The sequence below is a fragment of the Thalassotalea atypica genome (assembly GCF_030295975.1).
Lineage (GTDB): Bacteria > Pseudomonadota > Gammaproteobacteria > Enterobacterales > Alteromonadaceae > Thalassotalea_F > Thalassotalea_F atypica.
Genome location: NZ_AP027364.1, coordinates 834,480 through 851,750 on the forward strand (window position 1 = coordinate 834,480; position 17,271 = coordinate 851,750).

General features: G+C 35.9%; 14 protein-coding genes and 1 tRNA gene. 9 read left to right on the forward strand and 6 right to left on the reverse strand.

Annotated features, from left to right (window positions below):
• Positions 1-245: 245 nt before the first annotated feature.
• Positions 246-743, reverse strand: coding sequence for a hypothetical protein (locus QUE03_RS03880; RefSeq protein ID WP_286265305.1), 498 nt, complete (start codon positions 741-743; stop codon positions 246-248).
• 168 nt (positions 744-911) lie between these two features.
• A complete protein-coding gene (locus QUE03_RS03885; protein WP_286265306.1) occupies positions 912-2,489 on the reverse strand; it encodes an arylsulfatase in 1,578 nt (525 codons plus the stop codon).
• A 710-nt stretch (positions 2,490-3,199) separates the two neighbouring features.
• Between QUE03_RS03885 and QUE03_RS03890 the strand changes: the two genes are divergently transcribed.
• The gene (locus tag QUE03_RS03890; RefSeq protein ID WP_286265307.1) at positions 3,200-4,144 is read left to right on the forward strand and encodes an MBL fold metallo-hydrolase; all 945 of its coding nucleotides are present in this window, start codon (positions 3,200-3,202) and stop codon (positions 4,142-4,144) included.
• Between the two features lie 347 nt (positions 4,145-4,491).
• Complete coding sequence (locus QUE03_RS03895; RefSeq protein ID WP_286265308.1) at positions 4,492-5,727, forward strand: site-specific integrase; 1,236 nt, start codon at positions 4,492-4,494, stop codon at positions 5,725-5,727.
• 170 nt (positions 5,728-5,897) lie between these two features.
• Here QUE03_RS03895 and QUE03_RS03900 read toward each other — a convergent pair whose 3' ends face one another.
• Positions 5,898-6,347: a hypothetical protein gene (locus QUE03_RS03900; protein WP_286265309.1), complete on the reverse strand. Its 450-nt coding sequence runs from the start codon at positions 6,345-6,347 to the stop codon at positions 5,898-5,900.
• Positions 6,331-6,849, reverse strand: coding sequence for a hypothetical protein (locus QUE03_RS03905; RefSeq protein WP_286265310.1), 519 nt, complete (start codon positions 6,847-6,849; stop codon positions 6,331-6,333). Before QUE03_RS03905 ends, QUE03_RS03900 begins: the two co-directional genes overlap by 17 nt.
• Positions 6,850-7,406: 557 nt before the next feature.
• Between QUE03_RS03905 and QUE03_RS03910 the strand changes: the two genes are divergently transcribed.
• From QUE03_RS03910 to QUE03_RS03940, 7 genes are all read left to right on the forward strand, one after another.
• Positions 7,407-7,964 (forward strand): hypothetical protein, encoded by a 558-nt coding sequence (locus QUE03_RS03910; RefSeq protein WP_286265311.1) that lies wholly within the window; start codon positions 7,407-7,409, stop codon positions 7,962-7,964.
• 10 nt (positions 7,965-7,974) lie between these two features.
• Complete coding sequence (locus QUE03_RS03915; protein ID WP_286265312.1) at positions 7,975-8,805, forward strand: hypothetical protein; 831 nt, start codon at positions 7,975-7,977, stop codon at positions 8,803-8,805.
• A gap of 54 nt (positions 8,806-8,859) precedes the next feature.
• Positions 8,860-9,819: a hypothetical protein gene (locus QUE03_RS03920; RefSeq protein ID WP_286265313.1), complete on the forward strand. Its 960-nt coding sequence runs from the start codon at positions 8,860-8,862 to the stop codon at positions 9,817-9,819.
• 97 nt (positions 9,820-9,916) lie between these two features.
• On the forward strand, positions 9,917-10,162 hold the full coding sequence (locus QUE03_RS03925; protein ID WP_286265315.1) for a helix-turn-helix transcriptional regulator: 246 nt from the start codon (positions 9,917-9,919) through the stop codon (positions 10,160-10,162).
• Positions 10,155-10,478: a hypothetical protein gene (locus tag QUE03_RS03930; RefSeq protein WP_286265317.1), complete on the forward strand. Its 324-nt coding sequence runs from the start codon at positions 10,155-10,157 to the stop codon at positions 10,476-10,478. The genes QUE03_RS03925 and QUE03_RS03930 overlap by 8 nt, the downstream gene beginning before the upstream one ends.
• Positions 10,454-12,244: a replication endonuclease gene (locus QUE03_RS03935; protein WP_286265319.1), complete on the forward strand. Its 1,791-nt coding sequence runs from the start codon at positions 10,454-10,456 to the stop codon at positions 12,242-12,244. Before QUE03_RS03930 ends, QUE03_RS03935 begins: the two co-directional genes overlap by 25 nt.
• Before the next feature lie 388 nt (positions 12,245-12,632).
• Positions 12,633-15,422: an NACHT domain-containing protein gene (locus QUE03_RS03940; RefSeq protein ID WP_286265321.1), complete on the forward strand. Its 2,790-nt coding sequence runs from the start codon at positions 12,633-12,635 to the stop codon at positions 15,420-15,422.
• Between the two features lie 376 nt (positions 15,423-15,798).
• On the opposite strand, the gene QUE03_RS03945 is transcribed toward QUE03_RS03940, so the two are convergent.
• Both QUE03_RS03945 and QUE03_RS03950 read right to left on the reverse strand, forming a co-directional pair.
• Positions 15,799-15,875 (reverse strand) — tRNA-Arg (locus QUE03_RS03945).
• A gap of 91 nt (positions 15,876-15,966) precedes the next feature.
• On the reverse strand, positions 15,967-17,130 hold the full coding sequence (locus tag QUE03_RS03950; RefSeq protein ID WP_286265323.1) for a flagella assembly protein FlgT: 1,164 nt from the start codon (positions 17,128-17,130) through the stop codon (positions 15,967-15,969).
• Positions 17,131-17,271: the final 141 nt, after the last annotated feature.

Sequence of the window (17,271 nt, forward strand, 5' to 3'; positions counted from 1 at the left end):
TTAAAGGGCAAAGAGGGAGGAGATAAATAACTGTTTTAGCTATTTGTCAGGATTTTAACTCGCTTGATTATGTATTATGGCCAAAATAATTATTTGTTATATTTTATTACATTGATAAGTAAAACTGTAATGTTGGAATTGTGGTCTTGTAGTGCGTTCTTCAGTAATTAAACTATTTTAATATAGCGATCATATAAGAGGGGCTGGTAAGCCCATAAGATTAGCTTTATGGGCTCCATCAAACATCAATTAAACTTAACTTCTGCTTCAACTAATTGCACGTGCAACAAGTAAATTCTATTGGTTTCTGGTAGACCATTATTAACCGCCCACTTATTTAATGCACCTAGCCTTGTTTGAAAGTTTGGCTCAACGTCCTGTTCTGTTTTTAGGTAACCTAATTTTCTTAGATTGTCATCTAATGGTTTCAATGACATTGGCGGAGCAGGTAGGTATCTAAATTGTATGTCTGACTGCACTTCAAGTGTGTCATAAAGTGCTTTGGAGGCTTTGTATTCCTTTTTAGCATTCTCGTAAGGTTCTTTGCATTCAATGTCGTGTGGTTTTTTCTGGCATAAATTGAAAAGCTTGGCAAAGACCGAATATTGTTCAGAGTAACCACGGTATGCTTTTTTAATAAGCTCTTTTACTTGGGTTTCAGGTAATAATCCGGAGTGATCTGCCTCGCTTGAATATACGTTCAAGGATGCGGTTACCAAAATTATAAAGGTTAATATGCGCATGAAACTCTCCTAGTAATAATTTAAATCAAGGTGTTTTGTGTACAAGCTGGCGATGCTAACTAAAGCACACTTACAAGTATTAATTTTGATTAATTGCTATATGTGTAACCGTTTCTGTAAAAAAGCCAACCTTATGGTTGGCTTTTGAACAATAATTAAAAGTATTAATTATTTGTATTGAGCGTTTTGCCAAATATTCATTTTCTCAACGATTTGGTCAACAGAGAATGAACCTGGTACTTGGCGTGGCGGGAACTCTTTATAAGTTTGTAACCACTGTGCAGTAGTAGCTGCACCTAAGTATAGGTATGGTAAGCGTTCAAAATACCATTTCTCGTATGAACCCGCTTCATGCTCTGCAATTTCATAAGGGTCTTGACGTAAGTTTGCAATCATTGGTGCACGCATTGGTGTTAATGGGCATCTCCAAGTATTAATACCTTCACATTCTTGAATGCTGAACATAACCTTCCAGTCGCCTACACGCACTGCTGAAATGTCGCCACCGTCAGTTACATAGAAGAATGATTTACGTGGCCAATTTGAATTATCATCAGCTGTTGTGTTTTTACCTGTTTTAAGTGCAGGTAATAAGTTGTAGCCGTCCATGTGGACTTTGTACTTAGTACCGTTTAACGTCTTACCTTTTTTAAGGTCTGCAACAATAGTATCGTTACCAGCAGCTGCTAAGTAAGTAGGTGCCCAGTCATTGTGTGAAGCAATTTCGTTAGCAATTGAGCCCGCAGGGATTTTACCCGGAAAACGCATCATAGCTGGAACACGGAAACCACCTTCCCACGTAGAGTTTTTCTCACCACGGTAACGCACTGTTCCGCCATCAGGCCATGTGAATTTTTCTGCGCCATTGTCAGTTGTGTAAGTTACGATTGTGTTGTCAGCAATGTTTAACTCGTCTAACTTGTCAAGTAATTGACCAACGTGACGATCATGCTCAACTAAACCGTCACCGTATAAACCACCGCGTTTTGAAATACCTTCAGACTCAGGCTTTAAGTGAGTCCAAACGTGCATACGTGTCGAGTTAAACCATACGAAGAAAGGTTTTTTCTCTTCATGTGCTTTGTCAATAAAGCTAAGAGAAGCACTTAAGAATTCTTCATCCACAGTTTCCATACGTTTTTTTGTTAATGGACCTGTATCTTCAATGCGGCCGTCAGCATATGAGTGAATTACACCACGAGGGCCAAATTGTTTTTTAAACGCAGGATTTTTCGGGTAGTCGACTCCTTCTGGCTCTTCTTCCGCATTTAAGTGGTATAAGTTACCAAAGAACTCATCAAAACCATGTTCTGTTGGTAACATGTCATCTAAGTCACCTAAATGGTTTTTACCGAATTGACCTGTCACATAGCCTTTATCTTTTAGCATAGTGGCAAGTGTTGGATCTTCTTTCTTCATGCCTTGTTTGGCACCAGGCATACCTACTTTAGTTAAGCCTGTACGCATTGGATGTTGACCCGTAATGAAAGCTGAACGACCCGCTGTACAAGAGTTTTCACCGTAGAAGTCAGTAAATAATACACCTTCGTTAGCGATACGATCGATGTTTGGCGTCCAGTGTCCTGCTTGGCCTTTCGTGTATGCGCTTAGGTTATCCATACCGATATCGTCACCCCAAATCGCTAAAACGTTTGGACGTGATTTATCAGTTGTTGCATTAGCAGTTGTAGCTGTTGTCGCAAGGACTGAAACTAAAGCAAGTGCTAGTAGTGATTTTCCCTTCATATAAACCTCTAGATTAAATATACAGTTTTCGTATGGGCATATACTAATTAATGACTTTATTTAAAAATACAGGAAATCTACGCAATCTGATTATTTCAAAAAAATCAATTTATAAGTACATTATTCCTATTCTTAACTAATATTAGTTGCTTGTTTCTGAATTGTTACATTTAAAGCAAATTAAATTCATATCTTCTCGCGGTGTGTTCAAAGCCGCTTAATCAGTGTGTGACATTATAGTAACAATGTAAAAAACTTAATTTGTACCAATTTGTTACAGTCAAGTAACGAGTTGTTTGTATGTTAAAATAAAGAGTGACGAAAATGAGCCGAAAGACTAAACAGCGGCATCATTATTGTGTAATTAGCTTTTGTATTTCTATTTTGGCTGTCAATCTACTGTGTGGCCGGAGTAGTATAACTTACGGCTAATGTTAAAGTGCTGACCTTTATACAGCTTGCTTGAACTTATACCGATCCCGCACGAATTGAAATGGAAAACTGTCCATGAGACTGTGTTAACAGTTTTGTTTCATCTTCGCGCAGCACAACCTACCATTTATTTGTGCGCTTACTTATGTTGTCTACTTAGCTGCCCTTTAACGTAATAACTCAGCAAACCATCTCAAAATACCAACTTAAGCCGATTATGCTGTTATAAAAACCAAGTTGCTCAATTAACTATCGAATATATGGAAGATAATCGTAAAATGTTTAAACCCACTTTACTCACGCTAAGTTTTCTTGGCCTGTTTCTTAGCAAAGTGTTGGCTGCCGATACTAATTTTGACTTTTCAGTGACTCATGTTACCAAAAACGTGTATAGCATAATTTCACCGTCGTATGGACGACCTAGTGAAGATAACAAAGGATGGAATTCTAATAGCCATTTTGTTGTGACTGAAAAGGGCGTTTTAGTGTTTGACACTGGCTCGTCTGAATTAATTGGCAACGGTATAATTAAGGCTATTAAGTCGGTGACAGAGCAGCCAATTCGTTGGGTTGTAAATTCTCACAGTCACGCCGACCATTGGTTAGGGAACGCAGCTTTTGCTAAACAAGGTGCTGAAATTTATTCAACCGGTTTATCAATAGCAGCAATGAAAGAAGACGGACAAGGTGTTGTTGACGCATTTTCTCGCATGACAGAAGGTGCAACGGGTACAACCGACCTCTCTTATCCTACCGCTGTTTTGGCTCAAAAAGAAAAGCGCAACCTTGGCGGCGTAAATATAGAGTTTATTTTTGCCAATAGTGGCCACTCTCCTGGTGATGTTTTGGTGTGGCTACCTGAGCAGCAAGTCATAATGGGCGGAGATGTATTAAGCTCAAATTGGCTGCCGATTATGACGCCTCGTGGCAACGTACCAAACTTGATTGATACATTGAGCGTTGTAGCCTCTTTGAACCCCACGATTGTACTCCCTGGGCATGGTGAAATAACCACAGTGAAATCGGTAGTTCGTGATGCAAAATTTTTGGACTCAGTATGGCAACTGGTTAAACAAGGTCATGAAAAAGATAAAGAGTTTGAAGAGATTCTTTCGCAAGTAGAGAACACTTTAGGCCCAACTTATAAGACACAATACAAAGATTTTGATACAAGTAGCGAATACCTCGTTCAGATGATCTATAAAAAGCAAGAATCACTCTAAAGAGGGTGAATACAAACTCAGTCAATATGACGATGACTTCAATCAAAACACCAAAGGATTGCTCTTTAAAGGACAGGTTATTGCAACTCGATTTTTCAGTTGGCGTTTAGAAAGTAGTTTGTTTATTTATATGGCGACCCCAGCAGGAGTCGAGCCTGCGACCTGCCCCTTAGGAGCGTGAAAAAGGCCTGTTTTTCAGTAAACGCCAATGAACAAGGATGAACGTTATTTTTATTTAAGTTGTTGATATTTAGCTGTTATTTTTATTGTAGTTAGTTTTCTCTTGTTTACTGTTGTTCATTGAGAAATAATGAGTGTGCTACAAATATGCTACAAATAGAAATGACATGGCTATCAAGAAAAAGATCACAGCGACCAGTATTAAAGAATTAAAACCAGAAGATAAACGCCAAAATGATACAGAATTATCAGGCTTTCATGCGCGTATATTTGATGGTGGAAATATATCTTACTATATCTATTATCGTCACAAAGGTAAGCAAGTAAATTTCAAATTGGGGAATCACCCAATTATTACGCCTATCCAAGCCCGAGATCTTGCTAAAGATAAACTAGCGGAAGTAACAAAAGGCGTTGATGTTCAAACGGTCAAAAAAGAAGACCGCATTCAAACTAAACTTGCCAAGCTTTCAACGTTAGAAGTTTTTCTAGAACAGAGCTATTCACCTTGGTTGTTTTCTCGCAATGCAAAAACTGCTGATAAAGCAATGAAGAGTTTTAAATCATCATTTAGTGAGTTTTATGATTTTCAACTAAGCGATATAAACGCATGGGAGCTTGAAAAGTGGCGTAGCAAGCGCTTAAAAAAAGGATTAAAGCCTGCAACGGTTAATCGTCAAATAACACAACTTCAAGGCTGCTTGAGTAGGGCGGTCGAGTGGGGAGTAATAGAAAGTCACGATTTAAGCAAAGTAAAAGCCTTACAGGTCGACAATTCAAAAGTTAGGTACTTGGATTCTCTGGAAGAGAAAAGGCTTAAAAAGGCACTTAGAGATCGTGACAACGAGATAAAAGTGCAAAGAACTAGCGCCAATGAATTCAGGCAATCACGAAATTATGAATTACTAACTGATCTCAATCAGTATGAGTTTGCAGACCACTTAGAACCCGTTGTACTTATCGCCATGAATACAGGTATGCGTAAAGGCGAAATCCTCTCGTTAGAGTGGGAGCAAGTAGATTTCGGCAATAGAATAATTACCGTTGTATCTGATAAAGCCAAATCAGGTAAAACGCGCCATATTCCAATGAACAATATTGCTTATAACGCACTTGCTAATTGGAAAGAGTTATCAGGTAAAAAAGGCTATGTATTTAAAGGTGAAAATAATACTCATCTATTAGATGTTAAAAAAGGCTGGGATTCTTTATTGGAAAGGGCGCTAATCACCAATTTTAGGTTTCATGATTTACGGCACCATTTTGCCAGTAAGCTAGTCATGGCAAGTGTTGACCTAAATACTGTTCGTGAATTGTTGGGGCATAAAGATTTAACAATGACGCTAAGGTACGCACACTTAGCGCCAGAACATAAGGCAGCGGCGGTTAATTTGATTGGTTAATGATTTAGTATGCATTGCTTACGACTTATACAAAAACTTAATATTTTCCTTTAGTGAATAGTGTGAATTTCAATTATGTTTTATTTTTTGAAAAGGTGGTCAGTAAGTAGGTTAAAATTAATGTAATTGAATTAGTACTAATCATTCAAAGAAATAATTAGGTTAAAGGCTCACTGCTTTAAGTCTGATTTTTCTATTTCAGTTGATTGGATTGTAGGTTGCTCTTTCGCACTTGATAACCCAATTGCTATAGCAATGACTAACAAAATAATCGCAACAACTATTGCTTTAGCCTGTTTATCGAAATATCCCTGAACTGCTTGTTTACCCTCTGATAAGTAAGCAAGACCTAGTACGCGGTTTCGCCAGCTACAATAAAGACTAACTAGAACTAATAGTAAAACGAGGTAGAAATAAAATGGCATGTTGTACTTTGTAGCGAACGAGTAAATAGCTGCAGGAATACCTGCTAGAACAACAAACAATAGATTGAATAAACCATCGCTAGTTTTTTCCATTCTTTCTATTTTGTTACTGTCTATCTTTAATGGTTTTTTCTTTTCATTTTTTTCGTTACTGCTTACCTCTAATGCTTCTTTATTTTCATCTTGCTGGGACATAGATGTTCTCCCAAATCCTAAAGCTCTTCATATTTAAATCAAAAATTATTGATCCTGATGCTTCTAACACAATTGATGCAGGAATATCTTTCCGTTCTCTTTTTTTTGCCAATTCAACGGAACAATTTATGATCTCTTCAATATCGATTTCTATCTTTCTATAAAAATCATTGATATTAAAATGTTCATTGGAAACCTCACTATAGAGTTCAAGATTTGGACCATATGCACTTTGTAAGGGTAAAAAAACCATCTGGTGAATGTTTGTCATTAAGAATAAAATAGCATCATTACGAAGTGTAAATGCATCACTTTCACCGTAGATACTTTCTTGATTCAATTTAGCTAAATATAATTTACACTTTTCCATTATGAACGTTACAGAAGTGAATATTGGCATTTCACCTTCATCATTGATTACCTTTCCCATGTAAGTTTTTTGATAATCTTCGATGAGTCCGATATAGGCTTTGTTTATCTCATCAGGTATTGGTCTATTCATCTGCTCTTCCTCAATAAAGTTATTCTTCTTCCTGTAGTAGCTTTTTTATAAACTGAACAATACTGTTAATCCTAATATAGCATTTGATTCGCGCCATTCACTGCATAAATCTATCGGCAGCTAGTAGGCTGCACTTAATAAATTGAACAAAGGAAGCGTGTGCTTCATAGTCAAGCTGTAGCTATTAATTAACCTCGTATCGTTGGGTAACTGTTTAATATCATTCAATGAATAAGGTTAATACATTATTTAAAAAATGCATTATTGCAGTTCAATTTACAGAATTACTTAAATCCAAGTACCTATTAATTTTCGATTCTATTTTTCATTTCATTTCATTTAGTCGAAATTGAGTTTGAATCGTAAACCATAAAAATGTGTATTAGCACTTATATAAGTTGTCTAATTAAACGATTTGAATGTCTATGATTTTGGTTGAAATTAACAAATTTTAATACACATTCCTTAAATCTGTTTATTATTGAAGTAATTCATATTACTCTCTTTCCAAATCAGCTTGGTAAGCAATTGAATTAAAAATAAATAAAGGTAGTAAATTGACTGATAAAGAAGAAATTTTGGAGAATAATGTTGAGTCGAGAGCGCTATTAATTACCGTAGCTAAAGAGTCGGGCGTTTGCTTTGTAATTGCCACTATTACGTTTATATTCTTTTCACTCATGATAGTTTTAATTGATGGCGTAGGAATCTTCGATGCTCCTCAAAAAATGGTAGATACTTTCCTGAATAAATACCAATCTCTATTTCTAATATCAAGCGCAATTATAGTAACAGCCTATATGCTATTTCTCTCGCCGATGAATAAGACTAAAGTCAAATTAAGAGAAAAAATCTCCGACAGAATAAAGTACCTTGAAGGTGTTTTTTACCTTTATTTTATTGGTATTTGTTTTCACTTGAAAGTAATGCCTTTTGGGATAGAAAAAAGTTATCTAAATGTGGTTTTATTTGCATTATTGTCTGTATTTTTGATTTTAATATTAAAGTTATTTTTCAAAAGAGATACTGCATATAGCAATTTTCAGTTTGAAGGAATGATATGTATGCTGTTTGTTGTTGTCATAACTTCATCTATTGTTCTAGTAAACTATTAAAAGACCTAAGATGATGATAAGTAAAGAAGAAAAGATAGTTTTGAATCTTGGTAAGTGGCTATTGTTATTATTGGCCTTTTTAATATTAGTTTTTTATTTTTACAACTTTTATAGCACTACGGTTTTGACTCGAGAATCTATGGCGCAATTTGGGGATTATTTCGGCGGTGTTTTAAATCCTATTTTAGGCTTTGCCACTGTCTCCTTGCTAGTTTGGAGTATTCAAGTTCAACTGAGAGAGTTAAAGTTAACTCGAAGGGAACTTGAACAAAGTACTTTTGCTAATCAAAAGCAGGCAGAATCTCTACACAAGCAAGTAGGACTCTATGAAAAGAAGGAGACGCTTGATTCAGTAAAGAAAGAGTTAGATATGTTAAACCGTCGCCTTAATGAGCTACTTGAAATCAAAATGAAGATAGATAAAGGGGGAAGATTAGCGTCTTTTACCCTGAATGAAGCTTTTTTTAATAACTCGGATGACATAAAAGACCAAATTAGTTCGCAACTTAAACAAGGCCTCAACGCGAGCAGTTCAGTTTTGATTACGTTAGAAAAAGAATTAGAGCTAATTTCAAATGAATTTATGTTTTATTTTACAAAATTAGTTCATTTAAAAGAATATGAATTTAGTGTAGTTAAACTTAACAGATTAGTATTTCAATACCGTAAAATTGTTGAGTTTGGCTTTTTGTCAGTATTACAAGCTAATTACTTGGCGCAATATGTGTCAGGCTTGATGAGTACTCTACCTGATTTAAAGGATGAGTATCTTAACAAAATGAAGGTTGAATCTAGTTCAGAATCTAATGAAATTTTCAATATTATAAATGCTAGGCAATGATAGTAATTAGTTTTTAGACGCTTAGCTAATCAAATTATATAGTGAAGATATTTAATGATTGAAAAAGAGTATTACCGAATCGAAGAGCTGGAAAAGCGCTTCGATATCTCGTTCAGTGATTTACAGTATTTAGTCGAAAATGAACAAATAGATGTGGCCTTTCTACTTTCTGAGCCTAGAAGATTCATTATTGGCGGTTGGCGAAAAGACCAAGGTTTTATTGGTTATTCGAAAGTTATTTATCAAGGTTTAGTAAAAGTCCACCAGATAGAGCAACTTAATGTTCTGTCTAAAAAAAGCACGAATTGCATTGTTTTCCAATTAATTACAAAAGAAGATATAAGCCATCATGATTTAGATTATCCTTTCGAAACTGCTCTACCCAATAGTTTTCTTTATGGCTGGGAACCTAAGGTAACTAGCGATGTAGTTTGGCCAATCATTACAGCAAAGTTATTTCCAAAAGAAAGAGAGCATAGTTTACGTACTCTTGGAAAAGTACTTGAAAACTCATTATCTAGTTTGAGCCCAGAATTGCCGGAAACAATCAAAGAACATAAAGAGATAATTGCTAAAATACCTAAAGTAGAATTTTATGCTAAAGGTATTAACTTTACTTTGGCAGATGTTTGTATTTTGCATAGCGATTTAGTGAAGGCTGGCGTTATTAAAGAAAAAGTAGCAATTGAAACGATTGCCGCTACTAAAGAAATCGTTCCTTCTCCTAATACACCTAAGACGAGAATAGATGATTTTCAAGAGTTGCTAATAAATGCTGTTAAAGCAAAGCCTGAATATTCAGCCAAAGACTACTGGCGATTGCTTGAAAGTGAAGCTGAAGAAATGGAAGGATTCAGAACTCTTGATAAATATAATCTACTTGTAGAAGCAAATGGTGGTCAGTTGAAATGGCAACCTCGAACAGGTGGAAAAATAAAAACGCTTAATTTTGGTTCATTCCCTAATAGGTTAACAAATGCGAGAAAATCAGTATTAGCTACTGAAGACAATTAAAATTCATCTATAAGCTCATCCAATTCATCGATAAGCTCATTCTAGAAAATTCATCTCATAAATTCCTCCATGAACTTTAACGAACATGGAGGCAATTATGCCCACAACACAAAACAAACGCGTATTTTCTGAAATAGAAACAGCCGAATATATAGGTATGAGTCGCTCATTCCTTCGTCAGTCTCGAATGGAAGGAAATAGACAAAATAGAACACCAGCTCCACCTTTTATAAAAATAGGTCGGGCTGTTAGGTATTTGAAAGAAGACCTAGATAACTGGTTAGATAGCTTTTATCGCTTTGAGAATACAAGCCAATGTTACGTAGGTGATAATCATGCCTAAGTTAACGCCAGAGCAAGTTCGTCTTTTAACGTGGTTAGCCATTGTTGGTGATGTGTTCGCTGTTCGCTTTGTTAAATCAAAACAACAGTTCAACTATTTAGGCTTGCATCACTATGTTAATGCTGATGGTGAAGAGTACAAATTCGATATTAGAACGCTGAAAAAGCTTATTCGGTGTCGGTTAGTCAGAAGTCGAGTTAATTGGCATTTCGGCATTAAATGGAAAAGCTATGAACTAAACGAAAGTGGGCAAGTATATGCCTCTTTAATGTGTGCTACTAAGGAAACCTCATGGTCGCATTTAAAGAGAAATTAATTGCTAAGGCGTTAACGGCTTCGGATGAAATATTAGCGCCTTATCTTGGGAAAGTTGATAAGTATGATGCCGAGTTTATTCGAATTAAACTAACGCCGTTTTCGAACAGCATTAAGTCAACAATATTAGAACACGCATTTAACAAGGAAAATCATGTTGAACGTAATCGGTACATATTACAAACAACCAAAGAATTAAGCGAACTACTACCGAAAAAAGTCGCTCACATGTTTTTTGCAGCCGAACATGATATCGAATTGAAAGCGAAAGAATGTAGTGAGCATTGCCGAAATATAAAAATAAACCCTGAGCCTGTTCGGTATCATTTCGCTATAAATAACCGGAAAAAAGGCGAAACGATACGCCTTGAATCGAATGAAGGCGTTAACGCGAAAATAACACCGAAATACACCGAATCAAAGCGAAATAATTCGCCTAAATGCGTTAATGGTTTTCGCTATCACCAAACCGAAATGAATACCGAATTCGCTATAGAAAATGATGAAGCATTATTCATTTATAAACAGCTTTCAGCATATGCGAACAGTTTCGGTCTTGTGGCACCGAAAACAAGCGAAAAACAAAACACGCTAACAGGTGCAATAAAAAGGCTTATAGATAACCGTTGGTGGTTACGACGATTTAGAAAACTGGTGACTCAGGCAAATGAAAAAGCCGCAATCATGTTTAATCTGGTGAATAGTAAGCGGCAAATTTATGCCAGTACTATTACAACCAAGAATCGCATATCACAACGATTACGTAATGATGAATTACTTAGCTCTCATTTCATTATTAATGATGCAGGACAGCGTTATTCACTCAAAGAAATATCTGATTTAAATGTATCAAACCCTAAAATTCGAAAAGATGAATTAATTTGTCGCGCCCGTGGCTTTGAAGACTTAGCCAAAGATTTAGGCCATGAAGCACTATTCATTACCGTTACTTGCCCGTCTAAATATCATCGCGCTTTCGCTAAATCGGGTGCCGCCAATCCAAAATGGCAAGGGCTTATGCCGGATGAGGCGAATGAATATCTAAATAATCAATGGAAGAAGGCGCGGGCGGAATTTAAAAGACAAAGCATAGAGCCCTATGGCTTTCGCGTAGTTGAACCGCAACATGACGGTACACCTCATTGGCATATGTTGTTCTTTATTAAAGATGAAAAGCTCGACTCACTTAAACGCATTATTCGCCATTACGCCTTAGAGATTGACGGCGACGAGAAAGGCGCTGCTGAAAATCGATGTGATTTTAAAAAAATAGACCCGAATGAAGGCTCTGCTACAGGCTATATCTTAAAATACATCATTAAAAACATTGATGGTGAAGGTTTAGATGAGGATTTATTTGGTAATGACTCGGTACTCGTAGCACAGCGTATTGATGCTTGGGCATCATGTTGGTGTATTCGTCAATTTCAACAAATTGGGGGTGCAAGTGTTTCTGTGTGGCGCGAGCTTAGACGAATTCGAACTATGTTTAGCGGGCAAGAAAACACTTTAATTGAACAGGTGAGGCATGCAGCCGATAACAGTGATTGGAAAGCCTATACCCAATTGATGGGCGGTATTACAACACCCTCAAAAAACAGACCGATTAAACTTCATTATGATGTAAACGTGAATACCGTAACAGGCGAATGTTTACAAAGCTATTATGATGGTGAGCTCATCATGAAGATAAAAGGGCTGCTGTTTAATAGCAAAACTTATATCACTCGACTCTTTACGTGGAAACTCGAGAAAATCTCGACTTAATACTCGGGAAGTTAGTTCATTGATTAATAAATTATCTCAGAGAATTATTGATTCACAGTCGACTTTTAAAACTCGAGTTAACTCAATAAAATCAACGGCTAGAAAGGAGGTAAATAAGCACAAAATTTAGCAGATACGGACTCGACTTTTCTCGAAAACGAAGTCGACTACTTATTTGCATAGAAATGCATCGCTGGCCGTTAATTTTAAAGGGCTAGTCGACTTAAAATTCACAAGAAAGTACTTAATGGCTAATTCTAGCCCTAGAGTACCAACTTCTAATTACATCTAATCACCGACAACCACTCAAAACTAAAATGGCTAAAGTGTCTTACTTGGAGTTCTGTAAATAACTGTACTGAATACTTATTTTATTAGGGAATAATTGATGCTAATGTTTCAATATCAGAGATTAACAAAAAGGGATTTTATGATTACTCTCCTTATTCTTACCCTATGTTTAACCTTAATATCTTTTGGAAAATTTTACTACAGCTGGAAGCAGAGTCTATCAGGAATTGTCCTTGGAACAATTTTAGTATTGGTTTCAATTTTGTCTATATCACTAATGTCATATAATATAGACACTGTCCATCTGATTTCTAAATGGATAGAAACTGGTAGCCTAAAAGAATCAATCACATTATTAAAGAGTTCTACTACCCTTAACAAAATTGTAACCGTTTTATTAGCTGTTAGTTCTTCAATAGGCGTAACTTATTTAGGGGCTTTAGGAATAAAAAACTATAAAGGACCTGTTAGGCAATCTGAATGGAAGGCTAAAACTAATTGCTCTAACGATGAGGAACATACTCTGTTAAAGCTATTGCTAGCTGACATGCAATTTTTGTTGAAACCAAATAATGTTGTTTTTGAGCCGGGAATAAACCCATTTAAAATTGAGCCTAATAACAAAGCAATAAATTGGAAAGATCTTTCTTTAGATTTATTACTTACTTCTAATTCAGACATATCTGCCAAAAAATCTAACTGGTCAAACTATCATTGTTGCCATATTTGTGAGAAAACAAATTATGCAACAGGTACAAAAAGTAAAATCTATTTATTTCCTTTAACTTCTGGCGACTTTTTGAAAATGATGGAGGCACGTTTTCAAGAAATAATAAACGTAGCTACAAGCGAGGATCAAATAATTTTTTGTTACGAAAACGAGAAAGCAAGCCAGGAATTCTATAAATTCGCTCATTCTAATGATTTAACAAGTCTAAATAAACTTCAGCTCATCCAACAATCTATTGATGTAAAAAATTATGCCAAAAATATTTTAAAGCGTTTTCAAGAAAGTGTTGCCATCAGCTATGAACGCAATTCTGATTCTGGCAGCAAATTAACTTCTGAGGTAACTCTTAATAACACATTCAGTGAACCAAGATTGTATGAACAAGAGGAAGGCAAGACAAACACCTACACTTTCAATGCTGTTATAAGTTCTTGGTTAGCGAACAACTCAGTGCCTCAACTGGCTTTGCTGGGGGAGTTTGGGCAAGGGAAAAGTACGGCTTTATTGGAGTATTGTGCTAGATGGGCAAATAATTGTTTAACAAGTGATGAACACGACAATGAATTTTCCAGAGTTCCACTTCTTATTGAGTTAAGAGGGAGGAGTCCTAGTAGTTTCCCTACTCCTGAAGCAATGTTGGGTGATTGGGGCAATAAGCATGGATTTACGGGCAAACAGTTATTGAACTTAGTTCAATCTAAAATGGCTATTTTGATTTTTGAAGGGTTTGATGAAGTTAAAAATGCTGGAAACAAATTAGACCGCTACAGCCAATTTAATGCATTATGGAAATATGCTTTTCAGGGTTCGAAAATAATATTTACCGGTAGGCCAAATTTCTTTTTCAATGAAAATGAACTTAATGAATTTTTGAATATAAACGATACTTCGGCATCTGCCGGTACAGTAACTTCAAAGGTTTATCGTTTTAACTTCATGGAGCTATCTGATATAAGAAAAGTACTAAGAAACATCGAACCTGTATTGGCTGAAGAAATTATTTCAAGGGCTTCCATTGACTCTTCATTAATGGATATAGCAAAGAGACCTAGTATGCTACCTGTTATTGTAAGTCAATGGGAGAGAATAAAACAAAGCAAAAGTTTCAACGAATCGATAACTCCAGCATCAATAGTTAAAGGCTATATTGAAGCTACATATGTCAGAAAAGAAGAGCAAGTGCTAGAGTTAGGGGCATATCAAATACTTCCATGGGAAATTCGTCATTTTATTACGAAAGCTATAGCGCAATTCATGTTTGCAGCAGAGGCTCAAAACACAATTTCAGCAATAGATATTGACAATGTAACAGAGAAAGTAATAAAAGACTTTGATAAAGTGTTCTTGCGCAGTGATTCTCCTCAAAAGTTGAGGCAAGCCGTTACACAGCTTAATTTAGATAAAATTGAAAAAAATGAAACTGAGCGTGAAGTGGCGGAAAAAATTGGCTCTGAAGTGAGGTCTAACGGTTTGTTAGTTCCTGACCCAGCCTCTGGCTCTCAAAACTTTTATTTTCCACACAAGCAGTTTTACGAATTCATTTTAGGTGATAATTTCGCAAGCTTTCATTCACCAAATCAAACTAATGAGTCAAAAGTTATTAATAAGTTTAGTAATTATAAACTTGCTAAGCTAGGCATGCATGGATTGACCGGCTTAATGAGATTGGAACCGATGAGTTTTATTTACTTTTCGGGTTTGTTTAAAGCTGATTTTTTAAGAAATTTTGAGCCATCAATTAGCCCTAGTAAATATTTGAAAATACTAAAACCATACGTTAATTTGGTCGAACTATATTTGATTAAAATTAATGAGCGATTCTTATTTCCTAATGACTCAATTATTAAATTAATCTTAAAAACACTCATTCCAATGAGACAAATACCTACAATTAGTAAAAAAGAAAGCGAACCTAAGTATTCGATCAAGTCTGTTTTAGACCTTTTTATTTTAACGATCATATCAATGCCTTATACTTTTTTTACTCTTCCAAGTATTTTTTTTCTAAAGTGTGACGCTGAAGATTCTCTTAAGATTAAATTCATACTAATGAAGTTTAGTTGTGATGAAAACGCTTTAGACAAAAAATTTGGTCACGGCGCTTATAGAAAGGATAAGGAAAGGTGGTTCCAAGAGAGGTTTATTAATACCGATTAATGTTAATTAAGTAAATCGAAATAGTTTGTTATTTCGATTTTATCACTTATAAAGAATAAACGAATTGAACTAGGTTACACCACTAACATAGTTATCTGTTCTCACTTTGTGAGCTGTTTAATACAAGTATCAATTAGCTTTTTAATCGACACTTTTATTGGTTTTAGTTTGAAGCCGCAAACTCCGCAGCGTTCCCCTTAAAATGAATATAGAATATACCGTTAGATATCAGTAGCTCAAGAAACATCAAAATATTACTACGGTAAGGCCAGATACACTTATCAAAAATCAATTTGATTTTGCTACAAATATGCTACATATAAAACTTATTGTGAATTTAAAATAGACTGTTTTGTTGCTAAGCTATTGATTTTTATGGCGACCCCAGCAGGAGTCGAACCTGCGACCTGCCCCTTAGGAGGGGGCCGCTCTATCCAGCTGAGCTATGGGGCCTGTATTTGAAGCGAATAAAATATTATCAAGTTTTTAAATAAAAAAACAGCATCTTATTTAAAGGTGCTGTTCTATTTTTTATCGATAGTTATTAGTCTTTTACGGCAAGGTCATTAATTTGGATATTGCCAAGTAAGCGTTCGTCGGTGGCAACGGCAAGGGCATTCATTTCGTGGACTGTGGTTACTTTTACAGAATAATTACTGACGTTAAATCCTGCGTAGTTTTTGCCGTTGTCACTGATAAAGTTGTCTAAGTGCAATAGTGCAAATTCATCACCCACTTGCACGCCGTGCTGCTTTCCAAGATTTATCATAATCTGGTTGCCATTTACTTGCACGATTTTAGCGCGGGTCTGTTGGCACATTACATTTTCATCAATATCAATAATGGCCTGCTCAACAGTTCTATCAACCATGCGGCCATATTCACTTTGCCAAAATGTTTGGCTATTTAAATCAATGGCTTCACGTTTTTTAAATTGCCAAGGGGCGCTGTTACTGTACTCTTTGCTAAATATAAATTCGCCATTAGCACTATTGTACAAATACAGTGTGGTAGAGAAGTGGCGTTGAAATTGCGCTTCTTGCCAAAACTGCCAAGTGTTTAACGACTCCTGCCCAAAAGAAATGTCATTTAACTCGCTGTATAAAACGTATTGGCTATCAAACATATGACCAAGTTCCATGGTCAGTGTTCTAATTTCTTCATTTTGAAAGCTCTGGTTAAGTCGAGAAAAGTTAACTTTGTTTTTGGCAACAAGATGAGCGTCAATAAAACGACTATGCTGAGATATTTTCTGATTCAGTACGTCGGGGATTACGGTATCGAGTTTATAAATTTTGCCAATATTGGCTTGCTCTCTATGCATTATATTCGCACGAGTGATCAGGAGCGACTTTTTGTAGTCAGCAGCAAAGCATTGTTTCTCTTGTGGAAAAATATCTGCACGTACCGTGACATTAACATAGTCACCGTCAAACGATTCGTTAATTATATCAACTGAATTAACCGTTCCGCTGGCGCGAACACTTAGCTGATCTTCTGTCAATAAGCCGTTGACTACCTGCTGTACACTTGATACTGAAGCACCAGCAACCAGTAATGCCTTTTTAAGTGCATTTTCCATAGCAAGCGCTCTAGCTGAATGTTTATCGCCATTTGCTATGAATGCTCGACCTTCAACTTCGTACCACTGGGCGCTAACGCATAGGTGGGTGCTAACTAGCAAAATAACAATTAATATCCGAAACATCTTAATATCTCACTTTTCTTAGATTTACTATTTTGCACCTTGATTAATTATCAGGTGCTAAATAAATCGATAATACCTTAGTAAGCATATTTTATGCCGAAGCAATGCAAGTTTAAGAATCGTGAACCAGCGTAAGGGGAA